This is a genomic window from Polaribacter vadi (genome assembly GCF_018861005.1).
Lineage (GTDB): Bacteria > Bacteroidota > Bacteroidia > Flavobacteriales > Flavobacteriaceae > Polaribacter > Polaribacter vadi_A.
This window is the reverse complement of sequence record NZ_JAHKQL010000020.1, coordinates 20,181-46,262: the sequence shown is the minus strand read 5'-3', so window position 1 is coordinate 46,262 and position 26,082 is coordinate 20,181. Positions and strand designations below refer to the sequence as shown.

Annotated in this window: 18 protein-coding genes; 10 read left to right on the top strand and 8 right to left on the bottom strand. The window is 29.0% G+C overall.

What is annotated here, in order from left to right:
* Positions 1–115: 115 nt before the first annotated feature.
* From KO506_RS10680 to KO506_RS10655, 6 genes are all read right to left on the bottom strand, one after another.
* Entirely contained in the window at positions 116–1,282 is a 1,167-nt protein-coding gene (locus tag KO506_RS10680) for an acyl-CoA dehydrogenase family protein (protein ID WP_215994901.1), read from the bottom strand.
* Positions 1,283–1,300: 18 nt separating this feature from the next.
* Complete coding sequence (locus KO506_RS10675; RefSeq protein WP_215994900.1) at positions 1,301–2,215, bottom strand: ComEA family DNA-binding protein; 915 nt, start codon at positions 2,213–2,215, stop codon at positions 1,301–1,303.
* 9 nt (positions 2,216–2,224) lie between these two features.
* Positions 2,225–3,811: an alanine/glycine:cation symporter family protein gene (locus tag KO506_RS10670; RefSeq protein ID WP_215994899.1), complete on the bottom strand. Its 1,587-nt coding sequence runs from the start codon at positions 3,809–3,811 to the stop codon at positions 2,225–2,227.
* A gap of 90 nt (positions 3,812–3,901) precedes the next feature.
* Positions 3,902–4,801 (bottom strand): dTDP-4-dehydrorhamnose reductase, encoded by a 900-nt coding sequence (rfbD, locus tag KO506_RS10665; RefSeq protein WP_215994898.1) that lies wholly within the window; start codon positions 4,799–4,801, stop codon positions 3,902–3,904.
* Position 4,802: 1 nt separating this feature from the next.
* The gene (locus KO506_RS10660; RefSeq protein WP_215994897.1) at positions 4,803–5,801 is read right to left on the bottom strand and encodes a potassium channel family protein; all 999 of its coding nucleotides are present in this window, start codon (positions 5,799–5,801) and stop codon (positions 4,803–4,805) included.
* A gap of 3 nt (positions 5,802–5,804) precedes the next feature.
* On the bottom strand, positions 5,805–6,023 hold the full coding sequence (locus KO506_RS10655) for a PspC domain-containing protein (RefSeq protein ID WP_215994896.1): 219 nt from the start codon (positions 6,021–6,023) through the stop codon (positions 5,805–5,807).
* Positions 6,024–6,256: 233 nt separating this feature from the next.
* Between KO506_RS10655 and uvrA the strand changes: the two genes are divergently transcribed.
* The 7 genes from uvrA (at position 6,257) to KO506_RS10620 (ending at position 19,081) form a co-directional block, all read left to right on the top strand.
* Positions 6,257–9,079, top strand: a complete 2,823-nt coding sequence (uvrA, locus tag KO506_RS10650) for an excinuclease ABC subunit UvrA (RefSeq protein ID WP_215994895.1) — start codon at positions 6,257–6,259, stop codon at positions 9,077–9,079.
* A gap of 26 nt (positions 9,080–9,105) precedes the next feature.
* Positions 9,106–9,813, top strand: a complete 708-nt coding sequence (locus KO506_RS10645) for a TIGR00730 family Rossman fold protein (protein WP_215994894.1) — start codon at positions 9,106–9,108, stop codon at positions 9,811–9,813.
* The gene (locus KO506_RS10640; protein ID WP_215994893.1) at positions 9,813–11,084 is read left to right on the top strand and encodes a T9SS type A sorting domain-containing protein; all 1,272 of its coding nucleotides are present in this window, start codon (positions 9,813–9,815) and stop codon (positions 11,082–11,084) included. Before KO506_RS10645 ends, KO506_RS10640 begins: the two co-directional genes overlap by 1 nt.
* Position 11,085: 1 nt before the next feature.
* The gene (locus KO506_RS10635) at positions 11,086–13,896 is read left to right on the top strand and encodes an aminopeptidase (protein WP_215994892.1); all 2,811 of its coding nucleotides are present in this window, start codon (positions 11,086–11,088) and stop codon (positions 13,894–13,896) included.
* A gap of 90 nt (positions 13,897–13,986) precedes the next feature.
* Positions 13,987–14,661: a hypothetical protein gene (locus KO506_RS10630; protein WP_215994891.1), complete on the top strand. Its 675-nt coding sequence runs from the start codon at positions 13,987–13,989 to the stop codon at positions 14,659–14,661.
* Between the two features lie 12 nt (positions 14,662–14,673).
* Positions 14,674–16,332 carry a hypothetical protein gene (locus KO506_RS10625; RefSeq protein ID WP_215994890.1) on the top strand — a complete coding sequence of 553 codons (1,659 nt, stop codon included), beginning with the start codon at positions 14,674–14,676 and terminating at the stop codon, positions 16,330–16,332.
* A gap of 295 nt (positions 16,333–16,627) precedes the next feature.
* Positions 16,628–19,081: an alpha-ketoacid dehydrogenase subunit alpha/beta gene (locus tag KO506_RS10620; protein WP_215994889.1), complete on the top strand. Its 2,454-nt coding sequence runs from the start codon at positions 16,628–16,630 to the stop codon at positions 19,079–19,081.
* Between the two features lie 7 nt (positions 19,082–19,088).
* On the opposite strand, the gene KO506_RS10615 is transcribed toward KO506_RS10620, so the two are convergent.
* Positions 19,089–19,730 (bottom strand): DUF4291 domain-containing protein, encoded by a 642-nt coding sequence (locus KO506_RS10615; protein ID WP_215994888.1) that lies wholly within the window; start codon positions 19,728–19,730, stop codon positions 19,089–19,091.
* A gap of 151 nt (positions 19,731–19,881) precedes the next feature.
* On the opposite strand from KO506_RS10615, the gene KO506_RS10610 reads away from it, so the two are divergent.
* Entirely contained in the window at positions 19,882–22,311 is a 2,430-nt protein-coding gene (locus KO506_RS10610; RefSeq protein WP_215994887.1) for a zinc-dependent metalloprotease, read from the top strand.
* Positions 22,312–22,348: 37 nt separating this feature from the next.
* On the opposite strand, the gene KO506_RS10605 is transcribed toward KO506_RS10610, so the two are convergent.
* Positions 22,349–23,620, bottom strand: a complete 1,272-nt coding sequence (locus KO506_RS10605; protein ID WP_215994886.1) for a DUF2851 family protein — start codon at positions 23,618–23,620, stop codon at positions 22,349–22,351.
* A 108-nt stretch (positions 23,621–23,728) separates the two neighbouring features.
* On the opposite strand from KO506_RS10605, the gene KO506_RS10600 reads away from it, so the two are divergent.
* Together KO506_RS10600 and KO506_RS10595 are read left to right on the top strand one after the other, a co-directional pair.
* Positions 23,729–24,361: an NAD(P)H-dependent oxidoreductase gene (locus tag KO506_RS10600; protein WP_215994885.1), complete on the top strand. Its 633-nt coding sequence runs from the start codon at positions 23,729–23,731 to the stop codon at positions 24,359–24,361.
* 92 nt (positions 24,362–24,453) lie between these two features.
* Complete coding sequence (locus KO506_RS10595) at positions 24,454–25,917, top strand: aminoacyl-histidine dipeptidase (protein ID WP_215994884.1); 1,464 nt, start codon at positions 24,454–24,456, stop codon at positions 25,915–25,917.
* Positions 25,918–26,082: the final 165 nt, after the last annotated feature.

Genomic DNA, 26,082 nt, shown 5'->3' with positions numbered 1-26,082 from the left:
TAGCAGTTAGCAGTTAGCAAAAATAAAAAATGGCAGCAATTTGTATTCTTTCTTATTAATTATTTTTTTTTCGATAATCTTAGGATTATTTTCACAAAAAAACTAATTTAAAAAGTTACGTAGCTGGTTTGTATTCTTTACCATCAATTACCATTTTTGCGATAATCTCTTTTAAGATTTCTGATGTACCACCACCAATTGGGCCTAGCCTACTATCTCTTAACAATCGTGCCATAGGATAATCTTCCATGTAACCATAACCTCCTAAAAGTTGAAGTGCATCGTAAATTACTTCGTCTGCCATTTTGGTTGATAACAATTTAGACATACTTGCTTCTTTTACTACATATTGCCCATTATCTAATCTTTTAGTAATTGAATAGTTGTATTCTCTACACATGTCCACTCTACTTGCCATTTCTGCAATTTTATGTCTTAAGACCTGAAAGCTATCTAAAGATTTGCCAAAGGCAATTCTTTCTTCCATATATTTAAGTGCATAGTCTACTGCATATTCTGCTCTTGCGTGCGCATTTACACCCATGAGTAATCTTTCTAAAGCAAAATGTTGCATGATATAAGGAAAACCTTTGCCCTCTTCTCCTAATAAATTTTCTGCAGGAATCTCTACATTATCAAAGGCAATTTCTCCTGTATCTGAGGCTTTCCAACCTAGCTTATCTAGCATTGTTGCAGACAATCCTTTTGAGCTTCTATCAACAATAAAAAGGCTAATACCTTTATATTTATCTGATGGATCTGTTTTTGCAGCAACAACTAAATAGTCTGAATACACACCATTTGTAATAAATGTTTTAGAACCATTTAAAACATACTTATCTCCTTTTTTGATTGCTGTAGAACGCATACCTGCAACATCTGAACCACCAAAAGGTTCTGTGATGCACAAACAACCAATCATATCTCCATGAACACTTGGTTCTAAATATTTTTTCTTTTGAAAATCGTTACCTTCTTTATTTAAATGCGTCATTGCTAAATATTCGTGCGCCCACATTGCTGCTGCAAATCCGCAAGAATTAATTTTTTGCATTTCTTCTAAAAAAACAACTGTATAGAACAAATCTAAATCTAAACCTCCATACTCAGCTGGAGTTGATAAACCGAAATAACCCATTTCTCCAAACTTTTTCCAGATGAAACGATCTATAGTTCCAGTTTTTTCCCATTTATCTATATGAGGTACAACTTCTTTCTGTAAAAACTCTTTAAAACTAGCACGAAAAGCTTGGTGTTCTTCAGTAAAATACATACTGTTCATTAGGCAGGATATTTTTATTTATTCAGCCAACAAATATAAGGTTATTCTATCATACAAATCTAAAGGAAAACCCTTGATATTTTTTAATTCTGATATATCTTGGAGCTCAGCAACCTCATCTCTATAATTAAAAATCTTTTTACACAACTCGTAATCTATGTAAGGATTTTTCAATAATTGTTTGAATTCCACAGTATTTACATTCACTTTCTTAATGATTGGTTTATCTACAATTTTAAAAACCGAAAGCGCTTTATCTGCAACTTCTTTTTCTAAACCCCATACCTCGTACAATTGAGCATCCAAAGAAAATCCTTGCAATTTAGAACGATACTTAATAATTCTTTCAGAAAAAGCGGCACCAATTCCGTTTATAGTTCTAAAATCTTCTGCTGTTGCTTTGTTGATGTCTGTGGTTGATACTACCTTCTTCTTATAGTTGTACTTCTTGTTAGAATTATCGAAAGTTTTAGAATTGGTATTTGAAGTAGAATTCTGATTATTCTTATTTCTTTCTACAACCCAATCTGGAAATTTAAAATAAGGAGATATTTTTGCCAGTAAAGAATCTGAGATCTTCGTTACTTTTTGAAATTCTTCTTTAGAATTCACAAATTTATTTGTTTTTCTGAAAGATAATAATCGATCAATTTCTTTTAAAGACATCCCTAATTGTTCGCCTTTATAATCTGTGATAAAATTTGGATTAAAAGGATAGATTTTAGGCTTTCTGTTTTCTATTTCAACTAATTTTAAACTATCTATTTGATTTTGAAAAGCGAGTAAATTTGGTTGATTTGTATCTATTTTATCATCATCAAAAAGAACATCAGAAAAAATAAATATTTGAAGAATAATGATAAATATTGCCAATAAAAAAATCCCATTTCTTTGGCTTTTGTTATACCAGAAATGGGATTTTAAAATTTTCATTTTTATATTTTATGCTTTAGTACTTTTTATAGCATCCATATATTTTGTTAACTCTGCTTTAACTTTAGGAGCCAATAAAATTAAACCTATCATATTTGGCACCATCATTGCAAAAACCATTGCATCAGAAAAACCAATTACAGAACCTAAACTTGCTGCTGCACCAATTACAACAAACACACAAAAGATTACTTTATAAGTATATTCCATTTTTTTAGATCTACCGAATAAAAATACCCAACCTTGAAAACCATAATAAGACCAAGAAATCATTGAGCTAAATGCAAATAAAACAACTGCTACTGTTAATACATAAGGGAACCAAGAAATTGCAGATTCAAATGCACCAGAGGTTAATAAAATTGCTTGTGCATCATTTAATGAAGCATTTTCTGCAGCTACATTACCAGTAATAATTAACACTAAAGCTGTCATTGTACAAACCACAACTGTATCTATAAAAGGTTCTAATAATGCAACCATACCTTCACTTGCTGCATATTTTGTTTTTACTGCAGAATGTGCAATAGATGCAGAACCAATACCTGCTTCGTTAGAAAAAGCTGCTCTTCTAAATCCTTGTACTAAAACTCCTACTGCACCACCTGCAATTCCTTCTGGACTAAATGCCCCTGTAAAGATTTGAGAAAACGCATCACCAACCATACTGAAGTTTGCAAAAATTACAAATAACGAAGCTGCAACGTAAATTGCCACCATAAAAGGCACAATTTTATCTGTCACTTTAGCTATTTTTTTGATTCCTCCAATAATTACAATACCTACAAGAATTGCCATTACTAAACCAAATAACCAACCTTTACCATGAATAAAAGATTCTGAACCTCCTGTAATATTTTCTACTAATTGAAAAGCTTGATTTACTTGAAACATGTTTCCACCACCAAATGAACCTCCAATTACAAAAATGGCAAAAAACACTGCTAAAACTTTACCTAATGTTTTATTTTTTAATCCTTTTGTTAAATAATACATTGGGCCTCCATAAACAGTTCCATCAGCTTCAATATCTCTATATTTTACACCTAAAGTACACTCCACAAATTTTGATGCCATTCCTAAAAAACCTGCAACAATCATCCAAAAAGTAGCACCTGCACCACCAATAGAAACTGCAATTGCTACACCTGCTATATTACCTAAACCAACAGTTGCAGAAAGTGCTGCTGTTAATGCTTGGAAGTGAGAAACCTCTCCACTATGACCTTCTACTCTAATAGTATCTGGATTATCTTCTTCGTCAGTAAATTCTGATTTAGCAATTTCTACTTTATGATCTTCTCTATCTTCTAAACTATCGTATTTACCTCTAACAATATTTATTGATGTAATAAAACCTTTAAAGTTGATAAAATTGAAATAGAAAGTAAAGTATAATGCTCCTAAAATAAGCGGAAATAATACCCAGTAAATACTTACTGTATCTGTAAATGGGATTTGATAAAAAATAAAATCCACAAACCAGCCAGTGGCACTACCAAAAGCTTCGTCTATTTGTTGGTCTAGTCCTTTTTCTTGGGCAAAAGTTAATATTGGTGCTACTAAAAGCAACAAAGAAAGAAGTTTTTTCTTCATAATATTCGTATTGTTAGTTTTAAATTTACTGATGTGCAATATCTTAAAAAAAATGAAGTTTTAACAATTTTTGAATGTTAAATGTCATTTTTACATTAACTTTTCTTTAAATCTGTGCAAATCTTCTTTAAATGATTTTGGATAAAACTCTAACCCTTTATTTGTTTTTGACAAATCGAAACCTGTTTTTGCTGGTCTTGGTGCTGTTTGATTTAAGGTTAATGTAGTTATAGGTTTTATTAAACTTTTATCTAAATTAAAAACCTCAGCAATTTGTTGTGCAATCTCAAAAACACTTAATAATTTGTTTGATGAAATATGATAAATACCTTTCGCTTTTTTATCCATAGAAATTTTACAAGCTAAGGCTAAATCATCTACATAGGTTGGCATTCTAAACTGATCATCAACAATTGTAATTTCTTTGCCTTGTTTTAGCATACTTATTACCCAAAGTACAATATTGCTTCTACTCATATCAAATACTTTTCCGTAAACTAAAATGGTTCTTAGAATTGTATAATTGATATTTGAATCTAATAATACTTCTTCTGATTTTAATTTTGACATACCATAATAACTTAATGGATTTGGCGTATCTGTTTCTTTGTAATATCCTTTTTTTCCATCAAAAATAAAATCCGTAGAAAGATGAACTAAATGTGCTTTTATTTTTAACGAAACCTCAGCTAACCATTTGACAACAATGATATTTAATAAATCGCAAGCATTTTTATCATTTTCACAAGCATCAACTTGTGTCATTGCAGCTGTATTTATTATAAAATCAGGTTTAATTTCTCTTATTGTATTTTTCAGGTTTTCTTTGTTTGTAATATCAATAGAAACGTAAGTAAAATCTTCTCTTCCACTTCTATTTTTACCTCTCGAAAATCCAAAAACTTCGTAGTTTTCTTTATCCTGTAGTAATAATTCTAGTAAAGACTGACCCAATAATCCATTACTACCTGTAATAATAACTTTATTCATTTTAAAATAACTGTCTAAGTTTTGTTATTTGTTCTGGCCTACCTAAAACAATTAAGTGAGAACCATTTATTAAAACTGAACCAGCATCTGGGTTTATTATATAATCTTTATCAGGGTTTCTAAAACCTATAACTGTACAACCCGTTTTTTTTCTTAAATCTAAATCTAAAATAGTTTTGCCTATATATTTTATTGGCAATTCATCTACATCAATCTCTTCTAAATTTGCAGTTGTTTCTCCTTCTATTGTTAATCGATCTACAAATTCTATAACATCTGGAGTTGTTACTAAAGAAGCCATGTGATTACCACCTAATTTATCTGGCATAATTACGTTGTCTGCTCCAGCAATTTTTAATTTACTGTAAGAACTTTCATCAGAAGCTCTACTAATTATTCTACATTTTTTATTTAGTTGACTGGCTGTTAAAACAATAAAAAGATTATTAGCATCAGAAGGTAATGCTGCAATTAATGCTGTAGCTTTATGTATACCAGCATTAATTAAAGTTTCATCCATAGTTGCATCACCATGAATATTTAACAAACCTTGCTCATCTAATAAAGCAATCATTTCTTTATCTCTTTCTACAACAACAAAATCTTTACGATAATTTTGCAATTTTACAATTGCTTGTTTTCCATTTCTACCATAACCACAAACAATTGTATGCCCTTCTAAATGTGCTATTTGTTTTTCCACCCTTCTATGTTTAAAATGTTCAAAAAATTGTCCGCTAACTAAATATTCTGAAAATGCTGAAACTGCATAACCAAAAATAGTAATACTTGTTAAAATTAAAAAAATTGTAAAAATCTTATCTTCTGGCGTAAAAGGTTGCACCTCACCAAAACCTACTGTTGTTACAGTAATAACAGTCATATAAAGTGCATCAACAAAAGAATAATGAGATAAAAGCATGTAACCAACAGTTCCAACAGTTAAAATTGAAACTACTAAAAACAGTATCTTATAAATCTTAGATGCTAAAAACCCCATAAATTATAAATCAAAAACCGAAGTTCTTTTTGTATAAACTAAATCTTTTAGCTTCATTAAAAATGCTAAAGTTAAATACAACCCAAAAGATAAACCAACAGTAAAAAAAGTTACATAAACAAAGTATATACGTACATTTTTGGCTCTAATACCTAATCTATCTGCTAGCCTAGAAAAAACCCCAAAACCATGTCTTTCAAAAAAATGACGAATTGAATGCATACAATTTATTATTAAACATTTAAATGCAAGATAGTATATTGAGATGATTTATCTTAAAATCACTAAAATTAAGTTTGATAAAAATTTAATATTAAAAATTAGAATTCGTTAAGAAAAGTGATTTAAACTATGAATTTGAAAATATATTAATTCTAATTTAGGCAATAGTTGCTTTTTAATAAAAAAGTAATACAGATTGATTAACTTTGCATCTTTGCAAAAACTCCATTTTTTTGAAAGACCAAGAATATATTGAAGTTTATGGAGCAAGAGCCCATAATTTAAAAAATATAGATGTAAAAATTCCGCGAGAAAAACTAGTTGTAATTACTGGTTTAAGTGGTAGTGGAAAATCTTCATTAGCCTTCGACACTATTTATGCTGAAGGCCAAAGACGCTATATAGAAACTTTTTCTGCTTATGCCAGACAATTTTTAGGTGGCTTAGAAAGACCTGATGTAGATAAAATTGATGGTTTATCTCCTGTAATTTCTATAGAACAAAAAACTACTAATAAAAGTCCACGTTCTACAGTAGGTACAATTACAGAAATTTACGATTTTCTTAGACTTTTATTTGCAAGAGCAGCTGATGCTTATTCGTACAATACTCGCGAAAAAATGGTAAGTTATTCTGATGAACAAATAAAAGAGCTAATTCTAAAAGATTTTGACAATAAAAAAGTTGCAGTTTTAGCGCCTTTAATTAAATCTAGAAAAGGACATTATAGAGAATTGTTCGAACAAATTTCTAAACAAGGTTTTGTTAGAGTAAGGGTTGATGGAGAAATAAGAGAAATAGAAAAAGGAATGCGTTTAGACAGGTATAAAACGCATGATATTGAAGTTGTAATCGATCGCCTTTTGGTAAATAAATCATCAGAAAAAAGATTAGAAGAAACTATAAAAACAGCTTTATATTCTGGTAATAATATAATGATGGTTATTGATATTGATGACAATAATCCTCGTTATTTTAGTAGAGAATTAATGTGTCCAACAACAGGAATTGCATATCCAAATCCTGAGCCAAACACTTTTTCTTTTAACTCGCCAAAAGGCGCTTGTAATAAATGCAATGGACTAGGTATTACTCAAGAAATTAACTTAAAAAAAGTGATTCCTGATGATACAGTTTCTATAAAAAATGGAGGAATTGCACCTTTAGGTGGACAAAAAAGTAGTTGGATTTTTAAACAAATTCAGAATATAGCAGAACGTTATCAATTTAAATTAACAGATGCTATTAAAGATATACCCAAAGAAGCATTAGAAATTATTTTAAATGGTGGTAATGAAACTTTTAAAATTGAATCTAAAACTGTTGGTGTAACTAGAAATTACAAAATTGATTTTGAAGGTATTGTTGCTTTTATAGAAAACCAATATAAAAATGCAGAAAGCACAAGTATAAAACGCTGGGCAAAAGGCTTTATGGATGAAGTTACTTGCTCTGTTTGTAGTGGAAAAAGATTAAAAAAAGAAGCGCTACATTTTAAAATTACTGATAAAAATATAAGTGATTTAGCACAAATGGATGTAACTGAATTAGCTTCTTGGTTTTCTACAATCGAAAGAAACTTATCAGATAAACAACTTACAATTGCATCAGAAATATTAAAAGAAATAAGAACTCGTATTCAGTTTTTATTAGATGTTGGTTTAGATTATTTAACTTTAGACAGAACCTCTAAATCACTTTCTGGTGGCGAAGCTCAAAGAATTCGTTTAGCAACTCAAATTGGTTCACAATTAGTAGGTGTTTTATATATTTTAGATGAACCAAGTATTGGCTTACATCAAAGAGACAATCAAAAATTAATAGATTCTTTAATAAAATTAAGAGATGTTGGTAATTCTGTTTTAGTCGTTGAACATGATGAAGATATGATGAAAAAAGCAGATTATGTTTTAGATATTGGCCCTGGAGCAGGAAAATATGGAGGAGAAATAGTAAGTATTGGTACCTATAATGATATTATAAAAAACGAAACTTTAACCACAGATTATTTAACTGGTAGAAAAAAAATTGAAGTTCCTAAAAAACGTAGAAAAGGCAATGGAAAAACCATAACACTAAAAGGTGCTTCTGGTAATAATCTTAAAAATGTTTCTGTTGATTTTCCTCTTGGACAAATGATTTGTGTTACAGGGGTTTCTGGTAGTGGAAAATCTACATTAATTAACGAAACACTTTACCCAATTTTAAACGCTCATATTTATAGAGGTGTAAAAAAGCCAAAACCTTATAAGAAAATTGAAGGTTTAGAAAATGTTGATAAAGTTATAGATATAGATCAATCTCCAATAGGAAGAACACCAAGATCTAACCCAGCAACCTACACCAAGACTTTTGATGAAATTAGAAGTTTATTTGCAAAAACTCCAGAAGCTGCAATTCGTGGTTATAAACCTGGCCGTTTTTCTTTTAATGTAAAAGGTGGTCGTTGTGAAACTTGTCAAGGAGGAGGAGTTCGTGTAATTGAAATGAACTTTTTACCTGATGTACAAGTAGAATGTGAAACCTGTCAAGGAAAACGTTTTAACAGAGAAACTTTAGAAATTAGATACAAAGGTAAATCTATTTCTGATGTGTTAGATATGACAATTGAAGATGCCACTGATTTTTTTGAGAACATACCTAAAATCCATAGAAAACTAAAAACAATTAAAGATGTAGGTTTGGGTTATATTACACTTGGGCAACAATCAACAACACTTTCTGGTGGTGAAGCTCAACGAATTAAATTAGCATCAGAATTATCGAAAAGAGACACAGGAAATACATTTTATATTTTAGATGAACCTACAACAGGCTTACATTTCGAAGATATTAGAGTATTAATGGAAGTACTTAACAAGCTAACAGATAAAGGAAATACAGTTTTAATTATAGAACATAATTTAGATGTAATTAAATTGGCAGATTATATTATTGATGTTGGTATGGAAGGTGGAAAAAAAGGTGGAAAAATTTTAACAACTGGTACCCCAGAACAAGTAGCAAAACACAAAACAAGTTATACAGCTAAATTTTTGAAAAAGGAATTAGCCTAATTACAAATTGATAAAAATATTTAGAGATGATTAACGAAGACAGAAAAATAAAAGAAAAATTTCAACCAAAAACTTGGAACGAAATAAAAACAAACGATTCTTGGGCTATTTTTAAAATAATGGCAGAATTTGTAGAAGGCTACGAACGATTAAGTAAAATAGGACCTTGTGTTTCTATTTTTGGTTCTGCACGTACAAAACCAGATCATCCTTACTATAAATTAGCAGAAGAAGTTGCTTTTAAATTAACACAAAATGGTTTTGGAGTAATAACTGGTGGTGGCCCAGGAATTATGGAAGCTGGTAATAAAGGTGCAAATAGAGGAAAAGGACTTTCTGTTGGTTTAAACATAGAATTACCTTTTGAACAACATGATAATCCTTGGATAGACCCAGGAAAAAGCTTAGATTTCGATTACTTTTTTGTTAGAAAAGTAATGTTTGTAAAATACTCTCAAGGTTTTGTAGTAATGCCTGGTGGTTTTGGTACTATGGATGAACTTTTTGAGGCGATTACTTTAATTCAGACAAAAAAAATTGGTCGTTTTCCTATTGTTTTAGTTGGTAAAAAGTTTTGGGCTGGTTTATTAGATTGGATAAAAAACACATTAATTGCAGAGGGTAATATTAGCGAAGATGATTTAAATCTTTTTAGAGTAGTAGACAATGCAGATGAAGCTGTAGAACATTTTAATAAATTTTACGCTAAGTATAAATTAAAACCGAACTTTTAATGATTAAAAAAAACATACTCTTTTTGCTTATATTTTATGGCTTTTCAATAAACAGCCAAACTACAGTAAAAACAATGTTTTACAATTTATTAAATTACGATTCTGATTTTAATAGTCAAAATAGAACACCGTATTTAAAGACAATTTTAGAAGATATACAACCAGATTTATTTATGGTTTGTGAACTTAAAAATGAAACTGCATCTAATTATTTATTTAATAATGCAGTTTTAACTTATAATAGTAAATTTAAAAAAGCCGATTTTAATTACAGTAACTCTCCTGCTACAGGTTTGTTACAAATGGTATATTTTAATTCAGATAAATTAACTTTAGAAAAAAGTACTATTTTACCTACAACTACTAGAGATATAAACCATTACACTTTTAAATTAAACACAGAAAATTCTGAAACAACACCTATAAACTTAGAGTTTTTTGTTACACATTTAAAAGCATCAAGTGGTTATACAAACAGACAAAAACGATTAAGTTCTATTAGAGAATTCACAACTTATTTAGATCAATTAGACCCTAACAGTTTTGTTCTTTTTGCTGGCGATTTTAATTTTTATACAAGTAACGAAGAAGGTTTTACAGCTTTGATAGATGAGTACAATTCAATACAAATTGTAGACCCAATAAATAGACTCTGCCCAGAATTCCCTAATGATGATAAAGATTATTTTGATGATGATTATAACTCAACATATTTTTGGAATAATAGTTCTTTTGCTGATGTACATTCACAAGCCACAAGAAATTATCAATTAAATGGAGATGGTGCTGGAGGTGGAATGGATGATCGTTTTGACTTTATAATGATGTCTAAAAATTTGACTACAAGTTCTGATTTGTATTATGTAGATAATAGTTATAAAACAATTGGTAATAATGGTAACTGTTATAATTCTTATGTTAGCAATACCAATTGTACAGGTGCTTTTACACAAGAATTAAGAAATGCACTATACAATTTTAGCGACCACTTACCTATAGTAATGGAAGTTGAAACATCAGAAAATGTATTATTAATTCCAAACATTCTACCAGTTTCGTTTATAAACACTAATATTGTTAAAAACGAGATAACCTTAGCTTTAAAAGAAAATGTAAATTCAATTATTATTTACAATCAGCTTGGGCAAATAATGTATCAAACCAAAAACATTAATCAACAAGAATTAAAAATAGATATACGTCATTTTTCTAAAGGAATTTACTACTTAAAAACAGATGCGTATAAAACCCTTAAATTTGTAAAAAATTAATTTGAAAAAGTATCTAAGATTATTTATTATTTGTTTTTTTTGTTATGCATTTTCTTACGCTCAAGAAAATTCCATAGACATAAAAGCTACCTTAGATACTGATAAAAATGAGTTGTTGGTAAATCAAGAAATTGTTTTTATAAATACTACAGATTCAATTTTAAGCAACATTTATTTACACAATTGGGCTAATAGTTTTAGAGATCGTAAAACACCATTATCTAAAAGGTTTATTAAAGATTTTAGAAAAGATTTATATTTTGCTGATAAAGAAGATTTAGGCAGCACATCAATTAGAAACCTAACCGTAAATTTCGATTCAACTACCTTTTACGAGCTTAAAGACCAAGCTGATATTTTAAAAGTCGAGCTTCAAAAAAATCTATCAAAAAACGATACAGTTAAGATAAACATAACCTATTCAATAAAAATACCTAATGCTTCATTTACTGGTTATGGCAAAACAGAAGTAGGCTATCATTTACGTTTTTGGTACATAACACCAGCTGTTTACAATAATGGCTGGGAATTAATGAGCAATTTAAACATAAATGATTTATATGAAAAAGCTACTGATTTTAAAATTAGTATAAACATACCAGAAGATTATGTTTTAGAAAGTAATTTATATCAATATGTTACAAAAAAAGAAAATACAACTAACTATTATTTAGTTGGTAAAAAGAAAACAGATATAATTTTAGGCATCAACAAAGAACATCAACTAAAAACTTACAAAACCAATAAAATTACTGTTTATACTGATGTTTTTAATGAAGAAATAGATTACCAAACCGCAACTAAACTTCTGAATAAAAACATTAAATTTTTAGAGAAGTTTCTTGGTAAATACCCACATAAAGAAATTTATGTTGATAAAATTACACAACGTAAAGACCCTGTTTATGGCTTAACTCAACTACCTAATTTCTTGCGCCCTTTTACAGAGGATTTTAAAACAGAAATTACAATGTTTAAAGCCCTAAGCATTAAATTTATTGAGAATACGTTACTTTTAAATAAAAGGAAAGACAATTGGTATTTAGATGGTTTACAGAACTATTTAATGATGGAATACATAGATGAGTTTTACCCAAATCAGAAACTTTTAGGTAAATTTTCTGATGCCTGGTTTCTTAAAAGGTTTTACATTGCAAAATCAGATTTTAACGATCAGTATCCTTTAATTTATCAATTTATATCTCGTAGATTTTTAGACCAATCATTAACAACATCTTCAGATTCTCTATCTAATTTTAACAGAAAAATAGCCAATAAATATAAAGCTGGCTTAGCTTTTAGGTATTTAAAAGGGTATTTAGGCGATAGTATTTTAAACAAAACCATTAAAGAATGTTATCAAAACAATCAAACAAAAATAATTACAAGTAACGACTTTAAAAATGCACTTACTTCTAAAACAGATAAAAATTTAGATTGGTTTTTTAATGATTTTATTAATACAAATAAAAAAATAGATCACACTATAAAAAAAGTTATTATAAGAGAAGACAGTGTAGCTGTAACCATTAAAAATAAAAGAAACATTACAACACCTGTTTTACTGTATGGTTTAGAAGATAAAAACATAAAATACAAAAAATGGGTTACAAATGTTAATGATACTGCAACTGTATATTTACCTAAAGATGGAATAAATAAAGTTGCATTAAATTACGAAAACTTATACCCAGAATTAAACACTTTAGACAATTGGAAAAGCTTAAAAGATAGAATTTTTAATAAGCCTTTAAAATTTAGCCTGTTTAAAGATATTCAAGACCCATATTACAATCAAGTATTCTACCAACCAAATGCTAGTTACAATTTTTATAATGGATTAATTTTAGGTATAAAATTAAATAACCAACCATTAATTAAAAGAAATCTAGAATTCTCATTATCACCTTCTTACGCAACAAAGAGCAATTCTGTTGTTGGTTCATTTTCTGTTAGATACAGTCAATATTTCGAAAAAACTAAAATTTATAGAATTTTATATGGTATCTCTGGCTCAACATCAGATTACGCACCAAATTTAGCTTACAAATCGTTTGTACCTTATGTAAATTTAATTTTTAAAAGAAAAGATTTAAGAGATGCAACTTATGAATCAATTGGTGCAAAATTACTACATATTGATAAAGAAATCCCCATAGATGTTATTAGAACAGATGAAGATAGTTACAGTATTTTTAGTGTAAATTACAATTATGTTAATCCAGACATAATAAAAGAGTTTAGATATAACTTTAGTTTTGAAGTTGCTCAAAATTTTTCTAAAATTGCTGCGGATATTAGGTATAGATCTTTGTCAACATCAAACACTCAATTAGATTTTAGAATATTTGCAGGTACATTTTTAAATAACTCTACTAAAGGAGATTATTTTAGCTTTGGTTTAGACAGAGCAAATGACTATTTATTTCAACTTAATTATTTAGGACGTTCAGAAAATAGTGGTTTTTTTAGTCAGCAATTTATTATTGCAGAAGGGGGTTTTAAATCGGTTTTACCAACAAGATTTGCCAACCAATATATGCTAGCTTTTAATTCTAGTTTTGGTTTATGGAGATGGGTAGAATTTTATAATGATGTAGCATTTTTAAAAAATAAGCATCACCCACTTTACTTCGGATATAATAATGGAATACGTTTTAATTTTGTTCACCATATTTTTGAAATTTACTTTCCTTTATATTCAAATAATGGCTGGGAAGTTTCACAACCTGCTTATGCCGAAAAAATTAGATTTACTTTAACTGCAGATATAGGTTCTATTTACAATTTCTTTAAAAGAGGATTCTTATAAACAAAACTTAAAAATACCTATCAATAGGTATTTCACAAGTAAACACTGTTCTTTAGTTTTACAAAAATAAAAACAAAAAACTAAATGAATATGAAAAATTACTTTATCTGTATTCTTTTTGCTGCTATTGCTTTAAATACATACTCGCAAGAAGAAGAAGAAGTTCCTGAAAAAAAGAATGCATTAGCCATTTCTGCTGGCTTACCAGGTTTTGGTGTAGAATATGCAAGAAAACTAACTCCTCACCTTAATGCCAAAGTAGCTTATCACTTTTTCAAACTAGAGGATTTCGAAATAGAAGATGTAGAAATTAAATCTGATATTGTAGACATTTTAGCCAATCTAGATGTTTCAATTGTAGATATTGGTATAGAATATTTGCCATTTAAAAAATCTTCTTTTAAACTAACAGCTGGATTAGGTGTATTAAATAAGGTAAACCTAAATGCTGTTGCTACTTATAATGAAGAGATTGTTTTTGGTGATGTAATTATCACTAACGAAGATGCAGGTCAAATTATAGCAGATGTTACATGGACAGATGTAGCCCCTTATGTTGGTATAGGTTTTGGTAGAGCAATTCCGAAAAACAGATTAGGGTTTGGTATTGAGTTTGGCTCTTACATAACCTCATCTCCAGAAATAGACCTTAACGCAACAAACTTATTAGAAAATACGGCTTCACAAAAAGAAAACCTACAAAAATCTTTAGAAGATTTCAAATTTATTCCGAGAATACAACTAAGAATTGCATACAAATTTTAAAAAACAAACACTATGAAAACAAGAAAATTACTAACAACAGCCATTGCATTTATTGCCATATCAATTACAATCATTATGTCTTGTAAAGGCATTGATGAAATTGCTGATGATTTTGACGTTATTGTAAAAAACTCCATATTTAAACAACAAGTAATTGTAGAAGTTTTTGACCCAGTAGACCAACAAAACCTAGAAGGTGACAATGTATTACAAGTTGAAATTATGGGAAAAGATGCTGACAAAATTGTTACAGATGCTGGTAATAACGTAAGTACTGCAAAAGTTGTTGGTGGTACAATTGCTCTTGCTGTTAACCCAAATAAAAACGTAAGTAACGAAACTGTAGAGTTTATGGTTAAAATTACTGGAGACAATTACTTAACAACAACAATTCCTATAGTTTTATCTCCAACAGATTCAATTGCATCAATCAGTGCCAACGTAGTTAATAAATTAAATACTGCACCCGGTATTGATTATATAAAAACTACAAAAACATTGGCGAACAACACATTAACAGAAGATTTTACATTTGAGACAACAGGAACTAAAGCTGGTACTAATACAGAAATAACAATTAAATCTGGTACAGTTTTTAAGGATATAGATGGTAATGATATTTCTGGTTCCGAAATTGAAAGTGAATTGGTTCATTTTAATAGTAGCGATTCTGAATCTTTAGATTCTTTTCCTGGTGGTTTTATGCCTACAGAAATTACAGATGAAAATGGTGATAGTGTAAATGATGCGTATTTTATAACTGCTGGTTTTGCTTCAATAGATATGGTAATAGGAAATAAAGAAGTTAAAAACTTTTCTCAGCCAATAATCATTAAAATGCAAATAGATCCTGATTTTATCAATCCAGAAACTGGTGTTAATATTAAAGTCGGAGATATAATTCCTATTTGGTCTTATAGTAAAGATAATGGTGAATGGGATTATCATACAGATGGTGTAGTAAAAGCTGATAATGGTAATTTAATCGTAGAGTATACAACAACACATTTATCTTGGTACAATTTAGACTATAAAGGAAGTAGATGTTCAAGTTACTATCCTTCAGGTGTTGCTAAAATAAATATAGCTATGAGTGGAGTTAATAGTTCTGATGGTTATCGATTGTTTAGTGATTTCTATTATGAAAATGGGAATCAGCCAATATCACCTTTTTCTGGAAAAGTTTTTTCTTGGTATGATGGTCAAACTTTTGAAATGACTAATGCCCCTTCAAACAGAAAAGTTCAAATGATTGTATATAGTGGATCTAGCAGATATGATAAAGGAGAAATACTGTTTAGATCTCAAGCATTTAACCTTTGTACAATAGGATCTGTAGACATAGATGTTTCAAGTATTGTAGCTAAACTACCTCCACAACCAGTTAATGTAACTGTTAACTATCAAGGGGAATGTAATGACAAGATTATAGCACCAACCATACCTCTTTACATGAAAACAAAATCATATTATGGCTATACATACTGGAAATATTTAGGATATGTTTATAATGGTAGAATTACAATAAGAAACATTAACCTAAATCAAGAATACGAATTCAGAACTTACTTTAATGGTCAATACTTTTATCAGAATATTACTTTTGATAAAACAGAATATGTAAATGACAGTTATGAAATTCCTTCTGAATTATGTGATCGATTATTCTAACTAGAACAAAAAATAATCATTTAAAAGAGATATTATGAAAATAATATCTCTTTTTTAATTGTTCAGTAATAAATAAAACATTGAAGAAAATATAAAAATTCAACCTAAAAAAACACATAATATTCTCAATATTTAAAGGTATTTTCATATAAATTCAAACAAAAACACATATATTGTGTAATTATTAACAAAACACAAGTAAAACAGGATTTAATTATCATATTCTCAATCAAATTTGATATTTTTAAATATCAATTAAAAAAACTATCTTTGCACCATAAAAATTCAGAAAACTATGTTGCAACAACCAGTAGCTTTAAACACTCAAGAAATTTCTTTTAACGAATTTAAAAAAGAGGTGTTAAAAGACTACAAAATTGCAAGAATTAGTAGAGAATGCAGTTTATTAGGAAGACGTGAAGTACTTACTGGTAAAGCAAAGTTTGGTATTTTTGGTGATGGAAAAGAAGTACCGCAATTAGCTATGGCTAAAGCCTTTAAAAAAGGTGATTTTAGATCTGGTTATTATAGAGATCAAACTTTTATGATGGCTCTTGGTGAGCTTAGTCCACAACAATTTTTTGCTGGTTTATATGCTCACACAGATATAAATGCAGACCCAATGTCTGCAGGAAGACAAATGGGAGGCCATTTTGCAACCCACAGTTTACACGATAATGGAAACTGGAAAAACTTAACAAAACAATACAATTCTAGTTCAGACATCTCTCCTACTGCTGGCCAAATGCCACGTTTATTAGGCTTAGCACAAGCATCAAAAATTTATAGAAACGAAAAAAGTGTACAAAACAACACCAACTTTTCTATAAATGGAGATGAAGTTGCTTGGGGTACAATTGGTAATGCTAGTACAAGCGAAGGTTTATTTTTCGAAACCATAAATGCTGCAGGTGTTCTACAAGTACCAATGATAATGAGTGTTTGGGATGATGAATACGGAATTTCTGTACACGCAAAACATCAAACAACAAAAGAAAGTATCTCAGAAATTTTAAAAGGATTTCAAAGAGATAAAAAAAATAAAGGTTACGAAATTTTTGTAATCAATGGTTGGGATTATGTTCAATTAGTAGATGTGTATCAAAAAGCAGCAAAATTAGCTAGCGAAGAACATGTCCCAGTTTTAATACATGTTAAAGAATTAACACAACCACAAGGCCATTCTACTTCTGGATCTCATGAAAGATACAAATCTAAAGAACGTTTACAATGGGAAAAAAACCATGATTGTATCATAAAACTACGTGAATGGATTTTAGATTTTGAATTAGAAACAGAAACTGGAGATGTTTTACGATTTGTAGAAGATGAAACTGATTTAATCATTTTAGAAAAAGAAGCTAAAAAAGAAGTAACCAATGCAAAAAGAAATGCATGGAACGCTTATTTAAATGAAATAAAATCAGAACGTTTAGACGCTTCTGAATTATTAGAAAAAGCTGCAAATAAAAGCTCTAACAAACCTTTTATCAATAAATATAAAAATGATTTAAACGCAATATCAGAACCAACAAGAAAAGATGTTTTATCCACAGTTAGAAAATGTTTATGGTATTTAAGAGATGAAAATTCTGCTGAAAAAATCGCAATACAGATTTACATAAAATCATTTTTCAAAGATGCATATCAAAAATATTCTACACATTTAGTAAGCGAAACTGATTTAAGTGCTTTAGAGGTTTTAGACAAAGCACCTATTTATGCTCAAGAAAAAAACTTAGTTGACGCCAGAATTATTATGAGAGATAATTTTGATGCCATTCTTAACAAACATAAAGATGTGGTAATTTTTGGTGAAGATGCTGGTTTTATTGGCGATGTTAATCAAGGATTAGAAGGTTTACAAGAAAAATTTGGTAACATCAGAATTTCTGATACTGGAATTAGAGAAGCTACTATAATAGGCCAAGGAATTGGTTTAGCAATGAGAGGCTTAAGGCCAATTGCAGAAATACAATATTTAGATTATTTATTGTACGCTCTTCAAATTATGAGTGACGATTTAGCCACTTTAAGATACAGAACTTTAGGAAAACAAAAAGCACCTTTAATTATAAGAACTCGTGGTCATAGATTAGAAGGTATTTGGCACGCAGGTTCGCCTATGGGTGGAATTATAAATAACATTAGAGGTATACACGTTTTAGTACCAAGAAATATGACAAAAGCTGCAGGTTTTTACAACACACTTTTAGAAGGTGATGATCCTGCTTTGGTTATAGAATGTTTAAATGGCTATCGTTTAAAAGAAGAATTACCAACTAATTTAGGTGATTTTAAAACGCCAATAGGTATCGTAGAAACTGTTAAAGAAGGTAAAGATTTAACTGTAGTTTCTTACGGTTCTACTCTACGTTTAGTACTTGAAGCTGCAAAAGATTTGAATCAAGTTGGTATTAATATTGAAGTTATTGATGCTCAAAGTTTATTGCCTTTCGATTTAACCAAAGATTGCGTAAAAAGCTTAACTAAAACCAACAAGTTATTAGTTGTTGATGAAGATGTACCTGGTGGAGCTTCTGCTTACATTTTACAAGAAATTATAGAAAACCAAGATGGGTATCAATATTTAGACAGCAAACCATCTACACTAACTTCTAAACCACACAGGCCTGCTTATGGTACTGATGGCGATTATTTTTCTAAACCTTCTGTAGAAGATATTTTCGAAAAAGTATATGCCATTATGCACGAATCGAATCCAACTAAATTTAAAAGTTTGTATTAATAATCATTTAAAAATCAGTTAATTTTAAGTGATTAAATGTTGATTTTTTACTTGGGATAAAAGGTTTTTCTTCAGGAACAATTAATTTTTCTAGTTGTTGATTAATTACATACTGATGTTGTGTTCTCACAAATTCAGAAATATCTTCAATTTCTAAAATATCATCTTTTGCATATTGTTCAATTTCTTTATTTCTTATACCAATCTGTATTGCTCTTCTTTCTAATTTAACTCCATAAGGATCATGATCTGGATCCCATTGCAATCTAATATTAGAATTCTTAACAGCAATTTTCCATTCTTCAATATCGTTATAAATATCATTCTGAAAACCAGAATACACTGCTTGATTCAAATATCGTTCAAAAGCGCTTCTCTTTAAATGAATTGCCAAAATAATTTCTTGTCCAACTTTAGTTCCCCAACCATTTCTATACATCATCCAAAGAAAATTAGGTTTAATCCATGTCATTCTTTTTAAACTAAAAGCACCACCAAAATACTGATTTTCAAATGCAAAATTCCCTATTTCTGGTCTATAAGATTGATAAACAACTACTTTTTCTTCATCATACTGAGCCATAATATGATGCCCTTTTTCTGGCCATTCTTGTAATTGTTCTTTATATAATTTTGTTTTTAATTTCATTTTTTACTTAACATATAAAATAAATTTAATGAAAATATATAAAATAAATAACAAATAGAAATCAGATTATAAATATTTTAACAAAATCTAAAGAGTTTCTATTTTCAGTTTTACTTACTTTAGAAGCTTCAATTCCCAATAAACATAACTCATGAAGAAACTATTACTCTTTTCAATGATCTCTGTATTTGCTTTTCAGACAGAAATAAAAGCACAAAAAAAGAAATCAAAAAAAGAAAAAACCGAACAAACACCAACAAAATCAACACTTAAAAAAAGCAAAAGTCCAAAATATTCAGATTTTGTAACAGCAAAAACAAAATCAGATGAAGGCTTATTTAAAGTACACAACACCAATAACAAATTCATTTATGAAATACCAGAATCACATTTAGGCAAAGAAATGCTACTTGTAACTAGAATTAAAGAAATTCCTGCAGGTTTAGGTGGTGGTTACGTAAATGCTGGTTCTAAAATAAATACCCAAGTTGTTGTTTGGGAAAAATTTCAGGATAAAATTTTATTAAAAGTAAAATCTTACAACGCAGTTGCCAATGATTCATTACCAATTTACAAATCTGTAAAAGTCAATAACCTAGAACCTATTATTTATGCTTTCGATATAAAAACTCAAAATACAGATTCAACTGCTGTATTGGTTGATGTTACTAAATTTTTTACTTCAGATATTAAAGCAATTACAGCATTACCTGCACGTTATAGAAGAACTTATAAAGTAAAAAGATTAGATGCTTCTAGAAGTTTTATCAACTCTATAAAAAGTTATCCAAATAACATAGAAGTAGTACAAGATTTTACTTTTGATGCAGATGAACCACCAAGCAATTCAAGAACAAATACCATTACAATTCGTGTAAATCAATCTATGATTGTGTTACCAGAAGATAAAATGATGCCTAGATTATATGACAAACGTGTAGGTTATTTCTCTCTTGGAAATGTAGATTATAGTTCAGAAGCCTTAAAAGCAGATGAAAAAAGATATATAAGAAGATGGCGTTTAGAACCTAAAGATATTAATGCTTACAATCGTGGTGAATTAGTAGAACCTATAAAACCAATTGTGTATTATTTAGATCCTGGTACACCAGATAAATTAAAAAAATACATAAAACAAGGTGTAGATGATTGGGCTAAAGTTTTTGAAACTGCTGGTTTTAAAAATGCAATTATGGCAAAATATGCACCTACAAAAGAAGAAGACCCTGAGTTTAGTATGGAAGATGTTCGTTATTCTTCTATCAGGTATGTAGCAAGTACTACTAGAAATGCTACTGGACCAAGTGTTTCTGATCCTAGAACTGGAGAGATTCTTGAAAGTGATATTATTTGGTATCACAATCATTTACGTTCTTATAGAAATAGATATTTATTAGAAACTGGCGCTGCAAATCCTTCTGCAAGAACTTTAGATACACCTGCTGAAGAAATTGGTGAAATGATGCGTATGGTAATTTCTCATGAAGTTGGTCACGCTTTAGGTTTACCTCATAATATGGCTGCAAGTTATGCTTATCCTGTAGATTCTTTACGATCAGGGAAGTTTACTCAAAAAATGGGAATTGCTGCTACAATTATGGATTACGCTCGTTATAACTATATAGCTCAACCAGGTGATGAAAACGTAAGATTTGTACGCCAATTAGGGCCTTATGATCATTATTCAATTAATTGGGGTTATCGTAAAGTACCATTAGCAAAAACACCAGAACAAGAAGTTAAAACTCTAGATAAATGGATTGAAGAAAAAGCTGATGATCCTATTTACAGATTTGGTGCACAACGTTTTGATCCTTCAGCTCAAACAGAAGGCATAGGAAATGATCAAGTAAAAGCATCTACTTATGGTGTAAAAAACTTAAAAATAGTTGCAAAAAATTTACCTGAATGGACTTCTGATCAAACTAATAATTACGAAGATTTATCAGAATTATATGGTGAACTTATAAGTGTTTGGAGCAGATATGTTGGTCATGTTACTGGTAATATTGGTGGTATTTACGAATACAATAAAAAACCTGTACAAGATGGAATTATTTACGAACCTGTATCTAAAGAAAAACAAAAAGAATCTATGATTTGGTTGCAAAAAAATGCTTTTGCTACTCAAGATTGGTTACTAGATCCTAAAATTTTAGCAAATATTGATGAAAGTGGTTATACTAATACAATGCTACGTTTGCAAACCAGACAATTATTTTCGCTTTTAAACACATCAAAATTAGAAAGAATGATTGATGCAGAAATTTTAAACCCAAAAAGTTACGATGCTTTAAGTATGGTTCGTGATTTAAGAACAGGTATTTTTTCTGAAGCAAATTACACTAAAAATGTTGATGTTTTTAGACGTAATTTACAGAAATCTTTAATTGACAGAATGGGTACTTTACTAAATTCTAAGGATGCTAAAAATTCTGATATTTCTTCTATTCTTAGAGGAGAATTAGAGAGCTTAAACTTTCAATTAAATATTGCAAAAAACAGAGGTGTAAATAGAATTACAAAGTACCATTACAGAGATTGTATGGCTAAAATTAAAGAAATTTTAAATCCAAAATAATCTAAATTTCTTATAGATAAGTTTATGTTTTGTAAACTTACTTTCTCAATAAAGTATTACCTATTGCACATTGTAAACAACGTTTCTTTGTGCAATAGTTGTTTTTAAGCGTTAACAAAGCTTGACTGTCCATTGCATTTTTTACTCCTATTTTTAAATCAGAAAACTTAGAAATAACACTATTTTTTTCTGGTTTTATTTGTTTAATCAGTTTTAGAAAATCATCATTTAAAAACTCATTTCTGTTATTTAAATACACAAACTTTAAAGGCAGAATGGTGTTTATCAAAATTAAATCGATAAAAGTTTTTGTTAATTTTTTAGATGTTTTTTTTGATGACTTTTCAAAAGTATAATGAGTTTGCCAAAACTCTTGAATCCCAAAATTAAAAACCTCATAAAAATCTTCTTTTTTACTGATGCTCATCAACCTAGAAAATAAATTCTGATGTGTAAAAAATAAAGCAGCCAATTGTGCAATTCTTATTGTTGGAAAATTTTGAGGTCGCATTCTAAAGAATTGAAACGTATTTTTAGAAATTGGTTTTAGTTGATGTTTATGCTTTAAATACTCATATTCCTTTTTTAATTCTTGATGATAACTGTCTTCAATTTCATCTTCTAAAAAACCTGCTTGACCAAAAAATAAAGCTGTTAATAGATTCTCATCAAAACGAACCTTTCTTACTACTGAAAAATCAATAGATTTTGCCAATTGTAAAAAAGCGTCTCCATTTATTTTTAAGCCAAAATTCTTTGCAAGAAGCTGAAATAAAACAGCTTCAAAATCGTAATTAGATACATTTAGTAATTCTTTTATAAAGATCGATTTTTGTTCTAAACGTTCAAAATACAAACGTTCTAACCAATTATCAATCAAAAAACCATCAACTAAATCAATTTGATTTTCACAAGGAATCCAATTTTGTTTTTGATAAACTAAACTTTTATAATTCAATAAAATGTTATTTTCAACAACATTTTTTAATTCCAAAGTAGGTAAAGCTTTGTTGTTTTTCATAAAAATATCTGCATCATAATCCCAAACAACGTGTAGAATTACAGCATCATAATTTACATCTTCTTCGTGTTTATGTAAATACCAGTCAGACGATTTTAAATGCATTTCTACATTACCAACCCAAAGCTGATTGTCTATTTCAATATGAGCATTTAAAAAATCTGGACCTTCATTTTTATTATGAGTTCCTGCCTTTTTTATATGGATTTTTTGTCCATCAGAAGTAGATAAACTTGTACTAGAAAAAAGTTTGTATTGCCATACATAATACAAAAAATCTTCGTTCATCCTTTTTATTTTAAAAGTACAAAAAATTTATAAGCGCATCAATTTTACCAATAGAAACTTAATTTTTAAAACTATGAATCCCTTATTTTTGTAGTATATTTTAAATTTATGAATACAATAGAAAGTTTACAATGGAGATATGCTGTTAAGAAATTTGATAAAAACAAAACACTTTCTGCAAAACAAATAGATATTTTAAAAGTAGCATTTAACCTTACACCTACTTCTTACGGATTACAACCATTAAAATTAGTAGTAGTTCAAAATAAAACCATTCAAGAGGAATTGGTTTTGCATTCTATGAATCAGCCGCAAGTTTTAGAAGCCTCTCACCTACTAGTAATTTGTATCCCTAAAACATACGAAACTAAAGAAATTGAAAACTACTTTAACTTAGTTCAAAAAGTTAGGCAAACTCCAGATGAAATCATCAATCCTTTTAAAGAGTTTTTAACAGCTCAACTTGCTAATAAAACTCAAGAAGAATTAACAATTTGGAATAAAAATCAGGCTTATATTGCCTTAGGTAATTTACTAACAGTTTGTGCTATAGAAAAAATAGACGCTTGCCCAATGGAAGGTTTTATACCTGAAAAATATGATGAAGTCTTAAAGTTATATGAGCAAAATTTAACTTCTGTTTTAGTTTTACCTGTTGGTTTTAGAGCTGAAGATGATTACATGAAAGACTTAAAAAAAGTTAGAAAAAATATTGATGACAGTATAATACACATCAATTAAATATTACTCAATTTAAAGTCTTCTTTAACAAGAAGGCTTTTTTATTGGCCTTTAAAATTGGTACTTTTGTAGCTTATTAATACAACAACTTTATGAATCAAGATATTAGAAATATAGCACCAAAATCAGTTTGGAATCATTTTGCAGATTTAAATGCAGTACCAAGACCATCAAAAAAAGAAGAAAGAATTATACAGTTTATGGTTAATTTTGGTAAAAGTTTAAACCTAGAAACTTTTGTAGATAAAGTTGGAAATGTTATTATAAAAAAACCAGCTACTTCTGGAATGGAAAACAGAAAAATTACTGTTATGCAAGGCCATATTGATATGGTGCATCAAAAAAACTCTGACACTGTTTTCGATTTTGATCAAGAAGGTATTAAAATGTATGTTGATGGTGATTGGGTAAAAGCAGATGGTACAACTTTAGGCGCAGATAATGGTTTAGGTGTTGCAGCAATTATGGCTGTTTTATCTTCAACAGATTTTCCTCACCCAGAAATAGAAGCACTTTTTACTATTGATGAAGAAACTGGTATGACAGGAGCTATGGGTTTAGAAGGTGGTGTTTTAAAAGGTGAAATTTTACTAAACTTAGATACTGAAGAAGATGATGAAATTGGTATTGGTTGTGCAGGTGGCGTAGATGTTACTGCTACAAAAAATTATACAGAAGAAAACCTTCCAAAAAATACAACTGCTTTTTCAATTGCAGTTAGGGGTTTAAATGGTGGTCATTCTGGTATGGATATTATTAAAGGGTTAGGTAATGCCAACAAAATAATGAATCGTTTATTATTTGAGGGTTATAAAAATTATGGCTTAAGAATTGCAGAATTAAATGGTGGTAGTTTGCGAAATGCAATACCAAGAGAAAGTTTTGCAACTGTTGTAATTAATAACGAAAATAAAGAAACATTTTTATCAGAAACTACTGTACTTATCAACAAAATAAAGGCTGAGTTTTTAACACTCGAACAAAAATTATCCATTGAAATTCAAGAAGTTCAATCACCAGAAAAAGTAATGGAAGTTAGTGCCCAAGAAGACTTTATAAAATCTATTTACGCAGCTTTAAACGGAGTTTATAGAATGAGCCCTGATGTTAATGGTTTAGTAGAAACATCTAATAATATTGCTAAAATAACTATAAAAAATGGAACTATTAAAATAGGTTGTTTAACACGTTCATCATCAGAAAGTGGTAAATGGGATTTAGCAAATTCATTAAAATCTTGTTTTGAATTAGCCAATTTTACAGTAACATTTTCTGGTACATATCCTGGTTGGTTGCCAAACATGAATTCATCAATCTTAAAAATTGTTGAGGGTAATTATATTAAATTATTTAATGAGCAACCTCATGTTGCTGCATGTCATGCAGGATTAGAATGTGGAATTTTAGGACAAAATTACCCAGAGATGGAAATGATTTCTTTTGGCCCAACAATTAGAGGAGCACATTCACCAGATGAAAGAGCAGGTATTAAATCTACCCAAAAATTCTGGAAATTATTAAAAGAAGTTCTTAAAAAGATACCTGAAAAAGCTTAGGTTTTATAAATGAATTAAAATTACATTCTTTTTTTATAAAATTGTTTAAAAAAGATTAAAGTTAAAGTATATTTACTTGATTTTTAGATATTTATTAATTTATCTTTTTGTTAACATCTTTAAATTTCAGAAATCATAAAAAAATGTAATTTTACTCTTAATTAA